General features: G+C 65.0%; 15 protein-coding genes. 3 read left to right on the top strand and 12 right to left on the bottom strand.

Annotated elements, in window-relative coordinates; all coding sequences use genetic code 11:
- Positions 1–162 precede the first annotated feature (162 nt).
- The 12 genes from rpsG to ABH922_RS16645 form a co-directional block, all read right to left on the bottom strand.
- Positions 163–633, bottom strand: a complete 471-nt coding sequence (gene rpsG, locus ABH922_RS16590; RefSeq protein WP_003941856.1) for a 30S ribosomal protein S7 — start codon at positions 631–633, stop codon at positions 163–165.
- Positions 633–1,007, bottom strand: coding sequence for a 30S ribosomal protein S12 (gene rpsL, locus ABH922_RS16595; protein ID WP_003941908.1), 375 nt, complete (start codon positions 1,005–1,007; stop codon positions 633–635). Before rpsL ends, rpsG begins: the two co-directional genes overlap by 1 nt.
- A 356-nt stretch (positions 1,008–1,363) precedes the next feature.
- Positions 1,364–1,909: a DUF3558 domain-containing protein gene (locus ABH922_RS16600; RefSeq protein WP_424807953.1), complete on the bottom strand. Its 546-nt coding sequence runs from the start codon at positions 1,907–1,909 to the stop codon at positions 1,364–1,366.
- Positions 1,906–2,454 carry a DUF3558 domain-containing protein gene (locus ABH922_RS16605; RefSeq protein WP_424807954.1) on the bottom strand — a complete coding sequence of 183 codons (549 nt, stop codon included), beginning with the start codon at positions 2,452–2,454 and terminating at the stop codon, positions 1,906–1,908. Before ABH922_RS16605 ends, ABH922_RS16600 begins: the two co-directional genes overlap by 4 nt.
- Positions 2,455–2,526: 72 nt before the next feature.
- On the bottom strand, positions 2,527–3,138 hold the full coding sequence (locus ABH922_RS16610) for a TetR/AcrR family transcriptional regulator (protein WP_424807955.1): 612 nt from the start codon (positions 3,136–3,138) through the stop codon (positions 2,527–2,529).
- A 26-nt stretch (positions 3,139–3,164) separates the two neighbouring features.
- Entirely contained in the window at positions 3,165–3,950 is a 786-nt protein-coding gene (locus ABH922_RS16615) for an enoyl-CoA hydratase family protein (RefSeq protein ID WP_424807956.1), read from the bottom strand.
- 14 nt (positions 3,951–3,964) lie between these two features.
- Positions 3,965–5,125, bottom strand: coding sequence for an acyl-CoA dehydrogenase family protein (locus tag ABH922_RS16620; protein WP_424807957.1), 1,161 nt, complete (start codon positions 5,123–5,125; stop codon positions 3,965–3,967).
- Positions 5,122–7,113 (bottom strand): acetyl/propionyl/methylcrotonyl-CoA carboxylase subunit alpha, encoded by a 1,992-nt coding sequence (locus ABH922_RS16625; RefSeq protein WP_424807958.1) that lies wholly within the window; start codon positions 7,111–7,113, stop codon positions 5,122–5,124. The genes ABH922_RS16620 and ABH922_RS16625 overlap by 4 nt, the downstream gene beginning before the upstream one ends.
- A gap of 9 nt (positions 7,114–7,122) precedes the next feature.
- The gene (locus tag ABH922_RS16630; RefSeq protein ID WP_424807959.1) at positions 7,123–8,721 is read right to left on the bottom strand and encodes an acyl-CoA carboxylase subunit beta; all 1,599 of its coding nucleotides are present in this window, start codon (positions 8,719–8,721) and stop codon (positions 7,123–7,125) included.
- Positions 8,718–9,866: an acyl-CoA dehydrogenase family protein gene (locus ABH922_RS16635; protein ID WP_424807960.1), complete on the bottom strand. Its 1,149-nt coding sequence runs from the start codon at positions 9,864–9,866 to the stop codon at positions 8,718–8,720. Before ABH922_RS16635 ends, ABH922_RS16630 begins: the two co-directional genes overlap by 4 nt.
- Positions 9,863–11,584 carry an acyclic terpene utilization AtuA family protein gene (locus tag ABH922_RS16640; RefSeq protein ID WP_424807961.1) on the bottom strand — a complete coding sequence of 574 codons (1,722 nt, stop codon included), beginning with the start codon at positions 11,582–11,584 and terminating at the stop codon, positions 9,863–9,865. The genes ABH922_RS16635 and ABH922_RS16640 overlap by 4 nt, the downstream gene beginning before the upstream one ends.
- Complete coding sequence (locus ABH922_RS16645) at positions 11,581–12,402, bottom strand: TIGR03084 family metal-binding protein (RefSeq protein WP_424807962.1); 822 nt, start codon at positions 12,400–12,402, stop codon at positions 11,581–11,583. Before ABH922_RS16645 ends, ABH922_RS16640 begins: the two co-directional genes overlap by 4 nt.
- 112 nt (positions 12,403–12,514) lie before the next feature.
- Here ABH922_RS16645 and ABH922_RS16650 point away from each other — a divergent pair, with 112 nt between their 5' ends.
- The 3 genes from ABH922_RS16650 (at position 12,515) to ABH922_RS16660 (ending at position 14,925) form a co-directional block, all read left to right on the top strand.
- Positions 12,515–13,315 carry a crotonase/enoyl-CoA hydratase family protein gene (locus tag ABH922_RS16650; RefSeq protein ID WP_424807963.1) on the top strand — a complete coding sequence of 267 codons (801 nt, stop codon included), beginning with the start codon at positions 12,515–12,517 and terminating at the stop codon, positions 13,313–13,315.
- Positions 13,312–14,199 (top strand): EamA family transporter, encoded by an 888-nt coding sequence (locus ABH922_RS16655; RefSeq protein WP_424807964.1) that lies wholly within the window; start codon positions 13,312–13,314, stop codon positions 14,197–14,199. The genes ABH922_RS16650 and ABH922_RS16655 overlap by 4 nt, the downstream gene beginning before the upstream one ends.
- 198 nt (positions 14,200–14,397) lie before the next feature.
- Positions 14,398–14,925 (top strand): gamma carbonic anhydrase family protein, encoded by a 528-nt coding sequence (locus tag ABH922_RS16660; RefSeq protein WP_424809697.1) that lies wholly within the window; start codon positions 14,398–14,400, stop codon positions 14,923–14,925.

Genomic DNA, 14,925 nt, shown 5'->3' on the forward strand with positions numbered 1-14,925 from the left:
CTCATCAGGTGTGTTCCACCTTCGCGACCATGGTCTTTCAATTATGTCTCTGCCGTGGCGACCCGGCCACTCAGTTCCGGTCGAATCGGGAACTTGTGATCGGGCTGCCAACGGCGACAGCGTCGGAGCAGCCGTCCGATGACGGTTGCTCCGACGCTTACATCACCAGCGGTAGTGGGCGAATGCCTTGTTGGCTTCGGCCATCTTGTGAGTGTCTTCGCGACGCTTCACAGCTGCACCGAGGCCATTGCTGGCATCGAGGAGCTCGTTGGCGAGACGCTCGACCATGGTCTTCTCACGACGTGCACGCGAGAAGGTGACCAGCCAGCGCAGTGCCAGCGTGGTGGAACGACCGGGGCGAACCTCGACCGGCACCTGGTAGGTGGCGCCACCGACACGGCGGCTGCGAACCTCGAGGGCAGGCTTGACGTTGTCCAGGGCGCGCTTGAGCGTGACGACCGGATCGGTGCCGGTCTTCTCGCGTGCCTGCTCGAGAGCCTGGTACACGATGCGCTCTGCGGTGGACTTCTTGCCGTCCAGCAGGATCTTGTTGACGAGCTGCGTCACCAACGGCGAACCGTAAACCGGGTCGTTGATGAGCGGGCGCTTCGGAGCGGGGCCCTTACGTGGCATTAGCTCTTCTCCTTCTTGGCGCCGTAGCGGCTGCGTGCCTGCTTGCGACCCTTGACACCCTGGGTGTCGAGGGAACCGCGGATGATCTTGTAGCGGACACCCGGGAGGTCCTTCACACGACCGCCACGGACGAGCACCATGGAGTGCTCCTGAAGGTTGTGGCCTTCACCGGGGATGTACGCGGTGACCTCGACCGAAGTGGTGAGGCGAACGCGGGCGACCTTACGGAGCGCGGAGTTCGGCTTCTTGGGAGTGGTGGTGTACACGCGAGTGCACACGCCACGACGCTGCGGGCTGCCCTTGAGGGCTGCCGTCTTGACCTTGGCGGTCTTGTCGCGGCGACCCTTGCGGACCAGCTGGTTGATGGTTGGCATTTACCGGCTTTCTACGTCGGAACAGACTGCTCGAAGCAACCTTGGCTGTTCTGAATTCAGGGATCTAGCAGTTGGAGCAAGAGAGCTGCTGCTCCTCACCCCACCTCCGATTCTGCTGTGCGACGCGCAAGCGCCCCACACCGCACCCGAGGTCGGGCGTGTCGCATACCCCCACACAGGCAGCCGGATGCTCGTTCATCAGCAGAAACTGCTCGAACGTGCGCACGGCAATACCTCGCAAGGCACACAGATCGTTCCGGACAGGCCGGACACGACCCATAACGATACCTGTCGGCGCGCCACAAGGTCAAAGTGAGGCTGTGGTGATAGTGGCCGCATTACCTCGGTTGCCCCGGTCAGGCACTACGGTTGAGCGTCAAACCGGCCAGCCTGGTCGCCGCATCACACGGATCGACACCCCCGCCCGGTTCGGTGACCCACCAGCCGAACACTCCCCCCGCCGGAGCTCCGGCAGTCACCCCGCAACTTGCCGGGTCGGCAGGCTGACGAACTTGAAAGACCGAGCGGCCGCTGACGTCGATCACCGCGACCGCGTATCCGAGGTGCTCGAAGGCGGCCCGCTCGTGCTCGAGTGTGCCGGTTTCGAACCAGTTGAACGTGACCTTGATCGGACCGGCGACTCCGATCCCGTCCCACCGACAGATGGCGCCGAAGAACCCGCGCCCGACGGCGTCGGCTCCGACCGCCTCGGCGATCTGCTCGTCCCCGACCGCTTCACACTCTTGCAGGACGTCGGCGAACTGCTCGCTGCCACCGCTGCCCAAGTCGCCCACGGGCCGGGGTGTTCCGGCTGTCACCGAACTGCAACCGGAGAGGAGCAGTAACGATCCGGCCAGAGCACCTCCGATACGAGTGCGCGTCACCAGGTCTGCACGTTTCACCGGGCCCTCGAGACGGTCAGTTCCACGAGTTCGCGCGCCGTCGCGCACGGGTCTGACGTCGGCGGTCGCGCCCCGAAGGTGACCGACCAGTGCACGAAGTCGCCACCGAACGCAATTCCCAACTCGCACAACGCCCCTCGCGTCTGCGCGATGAAGCCCTGGTGACCGTCGATGGTGATGTCGTCCGCCGGGCGACCGAGCAGATCCGAACCGGCTCGTTCACGGCCGATCGGACTACCTCGGTACCAGGAAAAACTGACGCTGGGACCGTTGGAATCGGCCACTTCCCATTCGCAACCCACCCCGTTGCGTGTGATCGTCGCAAATGGTCCGACCGCGAACGCGGCGGCGACCTCGTCGTCGGTCACCGAACCGCATTCTCCGAACATGGGTCCGGGATCGGTCGGGGCGAGAGACGGCGGACCGGCCGCGTCGCCGGGCTGACCGGCAGACCGGTCACCGGAACCACAGCCCACCGTCGCCGAGAGCACGACAACCGAGATCAGCACCGAGGTACCGATCGCGGAGAGAACGCGCGCAACCATGCAGGCGACTGTACTTCGCGTGACCGAAGGCAGCCGCTCGAGCCGTACGAGACGCGCCGGATACCTGGAAACTCAGGCGGTTTTCGACGACACCCGGACGAGCGTGGAGTCCAGTTGGGCCGCCCACTGTCCGACCACCTCGGCGCGTCGGCGCGAATCGTCGGTGAGCACGTCGGCCAGACCGAGTCCGCGGGCGAGGTCCAGGGTTGCCTGCACGAGGCGGTGGGTCACCGGGTCGGAGTCGTCGACTCCCAAGCTCTCGACCGCCATCCGGTGCGCGATGCGTCCGAACCGTTCCTCGAGCGGGAGCACTCGCGCCCGCAGTCCGGGGTCCGATGCTGCCGCCGACCACACCTGCAGCGCCGCCTTGAACAGTGTTCCCGTGTAGTACTCGACCAACCTGACGATGATCGCCTCGGTACGCCCCGCACCGACCGGCAGATCCGTCGATTCTTCACGCGCCTGCTCCATCCGGGCATCGAACATCACTTCCAGTGCTGCGGTGATCAGATCCTCACGAGTAGGGAAGTGATGTTGCATCGCCCCTCTCGACACGCCGGCTCGTTGCGCGACGACGCTCATCGTCGTCGCGCTCCATCCGAGTTCGGCGAGAGAGTCCACGGTCACTTCCAGAAGGTGAGAGCGCGTGACCCGGCTGCGGTCCTGCTTGGGTTGCCTGGTCATCGCACTCCGCTTCTCTCCTCCACCTGTCAGTCGGCCCACGCCGGTGGGCGCTTCTGCAAGAACGCCATCATGCCTTCTCGGGCCTCGTCGGACGAAAACAGCCGCGCCGACTGGTCGACGACGACCTCACCGTCACGATCGAATCCGGCCAGGACGGCGCGCGTCGTGAGCCACTTGGATTCGGCCAGACCTTGCGGCGAACACCGGCGTAGGTCGCCGAGCAGCCGCGACACCGACGCCTCGGTATCCGTCGACGCCTCGGTGACGAGCCCGATGGACACGGCTTCGCCGCTGTCGAACTTCGCGCCGGTGAGCAGATACCGACTTGCCGCTCGCTGATCCAGTCGCGGGAGAACGGTCAGGGAAATGATCGACGCCGCCAGACCCAGTCGGGCCTCGGTGACGGCGAAGGTGCTCTTCGGTCCCGCTACCACCACGTCGCATGCCCCGACGAGGCCCATTCCGCCGGCCCGCACGTGACCGTCGATGCGGCCGATCACCGGTTTGGGAAGTTCGAGAACACTGCGCAGTAACGTCAGCATCGATCGACCACGTTCTTTCACCGCCTCCTCCGGCGAGGCAGTCGATCCGGAGGCCTCACTCAGATCCGCGCCGGCGCAGAAGGTTCCACCGGTATGCGTCAGTACCACTGCCCGGACGTCCGGGTCGGCGGCGGCCGCCGTGAGCCCCGCCTGTAGCTCGGTCACCAACCGCACCGAGATGGCGTTGCGGTTGTGCGGCGAGTCGAGCGTGAGGGTGGCGGCACCGCCCGAGACCTCGTACCGCACGTACGGCGAGTCCTGCTCCGTCATGTCGCACTCTCCTCTCAGTAGGACCGCGGCAGGCCGAGGGAGTGCTGCGAGACGAAGTTGAGGATCATCTCACGACTGACCGGAGCGACACGCGCGATACGAGCCGCACCGAGCATGGCCGCCAGTCCGTACTCCTTGGTCAATCCGGCGCCGCCGTGAGTCTGGATGGCCTGGTCCAGCGACTTGATGCTGGCTTCGGCAGCAGCGTACTTCGCCATGTTCGCGGCCTCGGCGGCCCCGAAGTCGTCGCCGTTGTCATACAGCGTCGCAGCCTTCTGCATCATCAGCTTGGCGAGCTCGAGTTCGATCTTGACCTGTGCGAGCGGATGCGCGATGCCCTGGTGGGCACCGATCGGCGTCTTCCACACCGAGCGCTCGTTGGCGTACTTCACCGCTGCGTTCAGGGCGTACCGCCCCATACCGACGGCCATGGCCGCACCCAGGATCCGCTCCGGGTTGAGACCGGCGAACAACTGCATCAGAGCGGCGTCCGCCTCGCCGACGAGGGCGTCGGCGGGCAGATGCACGTCGTCGAGGAACAGCATGAACTGGTGATCCGGCTCGATGATGTCCATCTCCATCTTCGTCTTCACCAAACCGGGAGCATCGGTGGGGACGATGAACAGGGCGGGCTTGAGTTTGCCGGTCTTGGAATCCTCGGTACGGGCCACCACGAGTACCGCGTCCGCCTGATCGACACCCGAGATGTAGATCTTGTTGCCGCTCAGGATCCAGTTGTCGCCGTCGTGGCGGGCGGTGGTCGTGATCTGGTGCGAGTTGGAGCCCGCGTCGGCCTCGGTGATCCCGAACGCCATGATCTTGGAACCGTCGGCGAGGCTGGGGAGCCATTGCTGCTTCTGCTCCACGGTTCCGTACTTTCCGATGATGGTGCCGCAGATGGCAGGTGAAACGACTACCAACAGCAAACCGGCACCTTGCGCTGCCAGCTCTTCCTGCACGAGGGCAAGTTCGTAGATTCCGGCACCACCGCCGCCGTACTCCTCCGGCAGGTTGACACCGAGGAACCCGAGTTTGCTCGCCTCGTTCCACAGTTCGGTCAGCGGCTCGCCCTTACGGGCCTTGGGCAGCACGTAGTCGACGTAGTTGAAGCGCTCACCCAGTTTCGCAACGGATGCCCGCAGTTCCTTCTGCTCTTCGCTTTCGATGAAACTCATGACGCGTCCTCTTCTGCAGTAGCGGGCTCTTCCACCCGAGCGAGTATCGATCCGACCTCGACCTGCCGACCGACGTATACCGGAAGTTCCACCAGGACACCCGAAGCCGGGGCAGTGACGGTGTGTTCCATCTTCATGGCCTCGAGCCACAGGATCGGTTGGCCCGCGGTGACGGTGTCACCGAGCGCCGCTCCGAGTCGGATGACCGATCCCGGCATCGGGGCAAGTAGCGAACCAGCGGCGATCTCGGTGGACGGATCGACGAATCGTGGTGCCGCCGTCAGCGCGACCGGGCCGAGCGCGGAATCGACGAACACCTCGCTTCCGTACGCGGCAACGTCGAACGCGCGCCTGACCCCGGCCTGGTCCAGAACCACCTGGTTCTCGGTGGCCGACACCAGGCTCACCTCGTCGAAGCCGTCGGCAGTCAGTACACCACTCCGACTCAGGGAGTACCGAACCTCGTAATCACCGGCCGCCGTGGAGTACGTCTTGCTCTGCGGCTGTGACGGCAGGTTGCGCCAACCGCTGGGGAGGCGTGCGATCACCTTCGCGGACGCCCGGTTGCCGGCCGCGTCGGCGAGCGCCGCCGCCAGTGCGGACAGGCGTTCCACTGCGGTGCCCGCCAACGGCACGGACAACACGGCGAGGTCGTGGGTCGCGAAGAACGCGGTGTCCGTGTCGCCGGCGACGAAGGCCGGGTGCCGCAGGACGTTGACCAGAAGATCGCGGTTGGTTCGAAGTCCGTGAACTTTGGTGCGCGCCAATGTCGATGCCAACAGCCGTGCGGCCGCAGTGCGGGTAGGCGCATACGAGATCACCTTCGCGAGCATCGGGTCGTAGTGCACGCCGACTACACTGCCGGAGGTCACACCGGAGTCCAGGCGTACACCCTGCTCCCGGAGCACCGTGAACTGCGCCGAGTCCCCAGGCAGCGCAAGGTGATGCACGGTGCCGCTCTGCGGCTGCCAATCCTTGGCCGGATCCTCGGCATAGAGCCGCACTTCGATGGAGTGCCCGCGAATCTCGGGCTGAACCCGAGGTAGCGGTTCACCGGCGGCAACCTGTAGCTGCAACTCCACCAAATCCAGTCCGGTGGTGCATTCGGTGACCGGATGCTCCACCTGCAGCCGGGTGTTCATCTCGAGGAAGAAGAAGTCACCCCGCTCGTCGGCGAGAAATTCGACCGTTCCCGCGCCCTCGTAACCGATGGCACCGGTAGCCAGACGGGACGCCTCGAAGAGCTTGTCCCGCATAGCCGGGATACGCTGCACCAGCGGTGACGGCGCTTCCTCGACCACCTTCTGATGCCGACGCTGGATGGAGCACTCCCGCTCCCCCACCGCCCACACGCCGCCGTGACGATCTGCCATTACCTGAACTTCGATGTGGCGGCCGGTCTCGAGGTAACGCTCGCAGAACACCGTCGGATCACCGAACGCGGACTGTGCTTCGCGCCGAGCTGCATCCAACTCCCCTGCGAGCGACGAGAGTTCACGCACGACCCGCATTCCGCGTCCGCCACCGCCCGCCGAGGCCTTGATGAGAACCGGAAGGTGAGCCTCCGTCACAGCGGCAGGATCGAGCTCGGACAGCACCGGAACACCGGCAGCATCCATGATCTTCTTCGACTCGACCTTGGAGCCCATGAGCTCGATCGACTTGACGGGCGGGCCTATCCACGTCAGGCCCGCATCGACGACTGCACGCGCGAATTCCGCGTTCTCGGACAGAAATCCGTAGCCGGGGTGGATGGCGTCGGCACCGGATGCCTGTGCCGCCGCGATGATCAGCTCGCCGCGCAGGTAGGTCTCGGCAGGGGTGTTTCCCGGAAGCCGGACAGCCGCATCGGCCTCGCCGACGTGGGGGCTGTCGGCATCCGCGTCGGAGAACACGGCGACGGTGCCGATCCCACTACGACGGCAGGTGGCGAAGACACGACGGGCGATTTCGCCGCGATTGGCGACCAGTACTGAAGTGATTGTCACGACCATGCCTCACATACGGAAGACGCCGAAGTTCTCGGTGCCTTCGATCGGGGCGGTGGCAATGGCCGACAGGCACATTCCCACCACGGTGCGGGTGTCTCGGGGATCGATGACGCCGTCGTCGTAGAGACGACCGGAGAGGAACATCGGGAGCGATTCGGCTTCGATCTGGTTCTCGATCATCGCGCGCATGCCGGCGTCGGCCTGCTCGTCGAACACCTGACCTCGAGCTTCGGCAGCGGCTCGTCCCACGATGGAGATGACACCGGCGAGTTGCGCACCGCCCATAACCGCGGATTTGGAGCTGGGCCAGGCGAAGAGGAAGCGTGGATCGAACGCACGCCCGCACATGCCGTAGTGCCCGGCGCCGTACGACGCCCCCAGCAGGATCGAGATGTGCGGAACCTTGGAATTGGCGACCGCGTTGATCATCATCGAGCCGTGCTTGATCATTCCCCCCTCCTCGTATTCCTTGCCTACCATGTAGCCGGTGGTGTTGTGCAGGAACAGCAACGGCGTGTTGGAGCGGTTGGCGAGCTGGATGAACTGGGTGGCCTTCTGCGATTCCTCGCTGAACAGCACGCCGCGGGCGTTGGCGAGGATACCGATCGGGTAGCCGTTGAGCTCCGCCCACCCGGTAACGAGAGACGAACCGTAGAGCGGCTTGAACTCGTCGAAATCGGAACCGTCGACGATGCGGGCGATGACCTCTCGTGGATCGAAGGGGATCTTCAGATCGGCGGGCACGATACCGAGCAACTCTTCGGGATCTTCGAGCGGTTCGATGATCTCCGCCCGCGGCGCCGGACCCTTCTTGGTCCAATTGAGTCGCTTGACGATCGACCGCCCGATGCGGATCGCGTCCTGCTCGTCGGCTGCGAAATAGTCGGCGAGGCCGGACTTGCGGGCGTGCATCTCGGCGCCGCCCAGTGCCTCGTCGTCGGACTCTTCACCGGTGGCCATCTTGACCAGCGGCGGGCCGGCCAGGAACACCTTGGAGCGTTCCTTGATCATGACGACGTGGTCCGACATGCCGGGGATGTACGCACCACCGGCGGTCGAGTTTCCGAATACCAGTGCGATGGTCGGGATTCCGGCCGCAGACAGCTGGGTGAGGTCGCGGAACATGCGCCCACCCGGAATGAACACCTCCTTCTGGGTGGGGAGGTCGGCGCCACCCGACTCGACCAGCGAAATCACCGGAAGACGGTTTTGCATGGCAATGTCGTTGGCGCGAAAACCCTTACGCAGAGTCCACGGATTGCTGGTACCGCCACGTACGGTGGGGTCGTTGGCGACGATCAGGCACTCGACACCTTCGACGACGCCGATACCGATCACCGTGCTCGCACCGACCGGGAAATCGCTTCCCCACGCGGCGAGTGGGCACAGCTCGAGGAACGGCGAATCCGGATCGAGCAGAAGCTCGATCCGCTCGCGGGCCAACAGCTTTCCCCGTTTGTGGTGCCGCTCGGTGTACTTCTCGCCGCCACCGGCCAGTGCCTTGGCGTGCTCCACCTCGATCTCGGCGAGCTTGGTGTTCATGGTGTCCACCGCCGTGGTGTACACCTCGGAGTTCGTGTCCAGGACGGACCGGATGACACTCATGACTGATACCCCAATCGCTTGGCCGCGAGGCCGGTCAGGATTTCGGTGGTACCGCCACCGATACCCAGGATTCGCATGTCTCGGTACTGCCTCTCCACTTCGCTTTCCTGCATGTACCCCAGACCGCCGAACAACTGAACGGCCGCATTGGCCACCCACTCACCGGTTTCGACCGCCGTGTTCTTGGCAAAGCACACCTCGGCGATCAGATCCCCGTCACCGGCGACGTGTCGCTCGATCACCGAACGCGTGTACACCTTGGCGACGTCGATCTTGCGGGCCATCTCGGTGACGGTGTTCTGTACGGCCTGGCGGCTGATCAGTGGACGACCGAACGTTTCACGAGCGCGGCACCAGTCGAGAGTGAGTTCGAGGCAGCGCTCGGCGCTCGCGTATGCCTGCGCCGCCAACGCCACCCGCTCACTGACGAACGCCTGGGCGATCTGCGTGAAACCGCTGTTCTCGGCGCCCACCAGATTCCCCACCGGAACGCGGGCGTCGACGAAGGACAACTCGGCGGTGTCCGATGCTCGCCAACCCATCTTCTCGAGTTTGCGCGACACCGTGAATCCCGGTGTGCCCTTCTCGATCACGAGCAGCGACACGCCACCGGCTCCCGGGCCACCCGTCCGGACCGCGGTGACCACGAAATCGGCTCGAACGCCGGAGGTGATGAACGTCTTGGAACCATTGACGAGGTAGTGATCGCCGTCGCGCTTCGCCGTGGTCCGCAGGTGGCCGACGTCGCTACCGCCACCAGGTTCGGTGATGGCGAGCGAACCGATCTTCTCGCCGCGCAGAGTCGGCTGGACCCACTTCTCGATCTGTGCTTGGTCGCCGGCGGCGATCAGATGCGGGACGGCGATACCACAGGTGAACAACGACGCGAACAGACCACCCGACGCCCCGGCCTGATGCATCTCCTCGCAGATCACGATCGAGTCGACGGCGTCGCCGCCCTCACCGCCCACGGATTCCGGTGCGCTCGCACCCAGGAGACCCAGAGCGCCTGCCTTGCGGTGCAGTTCGCGTGGGATCTCGCCGTCGCGCTCCCACCGGTCCAGGTGCGGCAGGATCTCCTGATTGACGAAACCACGCACGGTCTCTCGGAGCGCGAGCCGCTCCGGTGTGTTCCACACGGTCACCGGGTGTCCTCTTTCTCGTCGGTAGTGGGCAGAAGCGAAATCGGGATGTCGACATGACGCGAACGCAACCACTCACCGATGCCCTTGGCTTGCGGGTCGAAACGCGCTTGCGATGCCACTCCTTGCCCGAGAATCCCTTCGATCACGAAATTCACCGCGCGCAGATGTGGAAGCACGTGTCGGGTCACAACCAGATCTGCGGTCTCCGGGAGCAGTTCCTTCACCTTGTCGACGGTGAGAATGTGTGCGAGCCATCGCCACTGATCATCGGTACGAACCCACACACCGACGTTGGCGTTTCCGCCCTTGTCACCACTGCGCGCACCGGCGATGATGCCGAGTGGAACCGACAGCGACGATTGCGGCGCCAACGGTTCCGGACGTTCCGGCTCGGCGACGGGCTCGAGTTCCCGCGTCACCGTCGACGGAGCGATGTCCACGCGGGTGCCGTCCGGCAGAACCGCGACGTGCGGCACTTGGCTGGCGTCGACATATCCGGGGGTGAATACACCGTACGGCTGACCGTTGCTCGGTGGGGCAGTCAACGAGAAACCGGGGTAACTGGCCAGCGCCATCTCCACCGCGACAGCCGAGAACGGACGCCCGATCACCTTGGGATCGGAATCGCGAACCACGCAGCGTAGCAACGCACTTGCCGTTTCCTCCGTATCGGAATCCGGATGATCGGTGCGAGCGAGGGTCCAGACCAGTTCGGCAGGCTTCTTGGTCAGCCAGGATTCGAGTTGACCCTTTGCCAGATCCGCTTTGGCCTCGATGTCCAGTCCGGTGAGGATGAATGTGGCCTCGTTGCGGAATCCGGCGAGGGTGTTGAGCGAAACCTTGTACTGCGGCGGCGGAGCCTCACCCGTGACGCCACTGATCAGCACACGATCAGGACCCTGTTGCGTGAGCACGGCGTCGTCGATGCGGGTGGTCACGTCGGGTCCCGCGTACCGGCCGCCGGTGATCTCGTACAACAGCTGAGCCGTCACGGTGCCGACGCTGACTTCGCCGTCGGTGCCGGCGTGCTTGGTGATGACCGCGGAGCCGTCCGCTCCGATCTCGGCGATCGGGAATCCCGGCCGGCCCAGATTCGGGATCTCGGTGAAGAACGCGTAGTTGCCGCCGGTGGCCTGAGTGCCGCACTCGATGACATGACCTGCCGCCACGGCACCCGCAAGCCGATCGAAATCGTCTCGTTTCCAACCGAAATGGTGGGCGGCCGGACCGACGATCACCGACGCGTCGGTGACACGTCCGGTGACCACGACATCCGCGTCGGCGGCCAGGGCTTCGACGATGCCCCACGCGCCGAGATATGCATTGGCTGTGAGCGGCGTACCCAGTCCGAGCTCCGACGCGCGGGAAACCAAGTCGTCGCCCTCGACATGTGCGATCTTCGCGTTCAAGCCCAGCCTGGTGTTGACCTCGCGCAGCGCATCTGCCAGTCCGGCCGGATTGAGACCGCCCGCATTGGCGACGATCTTCACACCCTTGTCGAGCGCGAGGCCGAGCGTGTCCTCTACTTGCCGCAGGAACGTCTTCGCGTAGCCGAGCGAGGGGTCCTTCATCCGATCGCGGCCGAGAATGAGCATTGTCAGTTCGGCGAGGTAGTCACCGGTCAGATAGTCGAGCTCACCGCCCTCGAGCATCTCCCGCATCGCCGAAATGCGGTCGCCGTAGAATCCGGAACAATTTCCGATCCGAACCGAACTCATCTGTTCCCCTTCGCTTCTCGGCCCTCGCTGCTCGATCCGACGGCAGCTCGTCCCTCACCGCTCGGCCCCGCGAACGCCTGCGCGATGTCCAACCATTGAGCTGCCTCCGCGCCCAGCGCCACCAGAGCCAGATCTGCGCGATTCGCTCGTTGCGTCACCAGGAGCGCGAAATCGAGTGCCGGGCCGACAACCTTCTGCGCAGCGTCTTCGGGCCCCCACGCCCAGTGCGAACCGTCCGGCGCGGTGAGTTCGACCCGGAACTCCTCTGCCGGTGGCGTCTTCTGATTGACCGAGTACGCGAAGTTCCGCGTCCGGACCCCCAGATGCGCGATGTTCTTCAGTCGAGCCGTCGGCACCCGTTCGACACCGAGTGCGTCGGCGACGTCTTGCCCGTGCGCCCACGTTTCCATCAACCGTGCAGTCGCCATCGACACCCCGCCCATCGGCGGGCCGTACCACGGGAACTTCGCTCCGGCCGGGGCCGCTGCGAGCGCATCGACGAGGGCGCTGCGCCCGGCCCGCCACGCTGCCAACAACTCTGCCGGCCGGCGTGCTGCCTGCTCGGCGGCGCCGGCATCGACGAAGCCTGCCGGGTTTTCCCACGCGGCCTTCAACTGTTCGGCAAAGCCGTCCGGATCGGTGATCGCGAGAACCGATGCGGTGTCGGTCCAGTGCAGGTGCCCGATCTGATGTGCGACGGTCCACCCCTTTGCCGGGGTCTCCCTCGCCCATTCGTCCTCGGGCAGATCCGCAACCAAGGCGTCGAGGCTTTCACCCTCGGCCCGCAAGTCGTCGATGAACGTCTGAATGTCGGCCATGCGATCAGCATCACAGCGAACGTCTAAAAAATCAAGCACGATTGATTGTTATTGCGGGAATCGAGTGGTGAGAGACTGAACCAGCCCAGTAAAAGCCTGCAGAGGAGTACCCGTGAGCGACGCCGTTCTGACCAGCCGTACCGCAGACGTGGTCACCTGGACCCTCAATCGACCGGAGACCCGCAATGCGATCTCCGAACTCGACATGATCGAGGCACTCGAAGACGCCGTCACCGCGGTCAATCGCGATCAAAGCGTCCGAGCAGTAGTCCTCACCGCCGCCGGAACGGCCTTCTCCTCCGGTGGAAACGTCAAGCACATGCGTGATCGCGAAGGCATGTTCGGCGGCACACCCGGAGAAATTCGGCAGGGCTACCGCCACGGAATCCAGCGCATTCCTCTTGCGCTCTATGCCTGCGAAGTTCCGACCATCGCCGCCGTCAACGGCCCGGCGATCGGAGCAGGCTGCGATCTGAGTCTGATGTGCGACCTTCGTATCGGATCCACTGCCGCAGTCTTCGCCGAAAGCTTCGTGAAGGTGGGACTGGTTCCCGGTGACGGCGGCGCCTGGCTGCTACCACGCGTGATCGGCAATGCCCGTGCCGCCGAGATGTCGTTCACCGGCGAGCCGATCGATGCCGTGAAAGCTCTCGAGTGGGGTCTGATCTCGCAGATCACCGCACCCGAGGAACTGCTCAGCGCAGCCCATACTCTGGCCGAGCGGATCGCTGCCAATCCCCCTCAGGTACTGCGCATGACGAAGAAGCTCTTGCGTGAAGGCCAGCACCAAAGCCTCCAGAGCCTCCTCGAGCTTTCCGCAGCCATGCAATCGATCGCCCACCACACCCGCGATCATCACGAAGCCGTCGCCGCCATGCTCGAACGACGTGATCCGCGCTTCGCCGGAGAATGAGCGCGTCAGCACCCTCACAGCTGCGTCCGGTCGGCGCGGTCCTCACCTCGATTCTGTCGCTGCAATTCGGTGCGGCCTTCGCCACGACGCTGTTCTCGGACATCGGCGCCGCCGGGGCCACGACGCTGCGACTGACCATCGCCGCCGTCATCCTCGGCATCGTCGTCCGCCCTCGTTGGAGTACCTGGTCGCAGCGGCAGCGACAAGGCATCGCCGCGCTGGGAATCGCGCTCGCGGTGATGAACGCGGCGTTCTACCTGGCCCTCGACACGCTCCCGATCGGTACCGCGGTCACCATCGAGTTCCTCGGTCCCCTGACGCTGGCGGCGGTGCTGTCGAGGCGGTGGGCGGACGGCGCCTGGGTGGCGCTGGCCCTGGGGGGCGTCGTGCTGCTCGGGTTCGGCGATCACGGCGACGGCGGCCTCGACCCGGCAGGCGTGATGTTCGCGCTGGTCGCTGCGGTCGCGTGGGCGGGATATATCGTCGCAGGCTCACACCTGGCGTCGACTCTGCCCAGCGCCGACGGCCTGGCCGGGGCCGGCATCATCGCGGCCGTGCTGACCTTGCCGTTCGGGGTGGTTGCAGGCGGATCCGCCCTCCTCGACCCGAAAATTCTTCTCGCCGGTCTTGCCGTCGCGTTACTGTCCTCGGTCATTCCGTACAGCCTCGAAATGTGGGCGCTTCGGTCCCTGGCCAAGAAGGTGTTCGCCGTCCTGATCGCCCTCGAACCCGCCGCAGCGGCACTGGCGGGCGTGCTGATCATCGGCCAATCCCTCGACCCGGTGACACTGGTGGCCATCGGACTCGTCGTCAGTGCTGGAATCGGGACTGTGATCATGAATCGCAATCCCGGTGCTACCGACCAGAAGCGGGGCGGACCGTAGATCGCCGGCATGAAGATCGCCGGCATGAAAATCCTCGCCACATCGCTCGCGGCACATCGCTCGCGGCCCTCGGCGCCCGACGTCGACCGGTTCGGGCCCGCCGTCGAGCAGACCGCCCGCGACGCGGGCTGGACGCATCGAACGCCTATCGTGGAACCGACTCTCGCCGTGTACGGCACCACAGACATCAGGAGACCAATGAACTCACCGATCATCGCCACCGTGCTCGGCAAGACCCCGAAAATCGACGAGAGCGCGTTCATCGCCCCCAACGCCACCGTGGTCGGCGATGTGAGCATCGGCTCCGGTGCCGGCATCTGGTACGGCGCCGTCCTGCGCGGCGACGCCGAGTCGATCACCATCGGCGCGGACACCAACATCCAGGACAATTGCACCGTTCATGCCGACCCGACCTTCCCAGCCGTACTCGGCGAACGAATCTCCGTCGGCCACAACGCCGTCCTCCACGGCTGCACTCTCGAAGACGACGTCCTGATCGGCATGGGCGCCGTCGTACTCAACGGCGCCCACATCGGAACCGGATCACTGATCGCGGCCGGAGCAGTCGTCTCGCAGGGCATGATCGTTCCGCCCGGCTCACTGGTCGCCGGAGTGCCCGCCAAGATCAAGCGCGAACTCTCCGACAACGAAAAGGCCGGGATCACCGCCAACGGACTCGGATACATCGAACTCGCAAAGGCTCACCGCGCCGTCGACGAGAGCTGA

Origin of the sequence: Rhodococcus sp. 27YEA15 (assembly GCF_049739425.1) — a bacterium.
Classification (GTDB): domain Bacteria; phylum Actinomycetota; class Actinomycetes; order Mycobacteriales; family Mycobacteriaceae; genus Rhodococcus_F.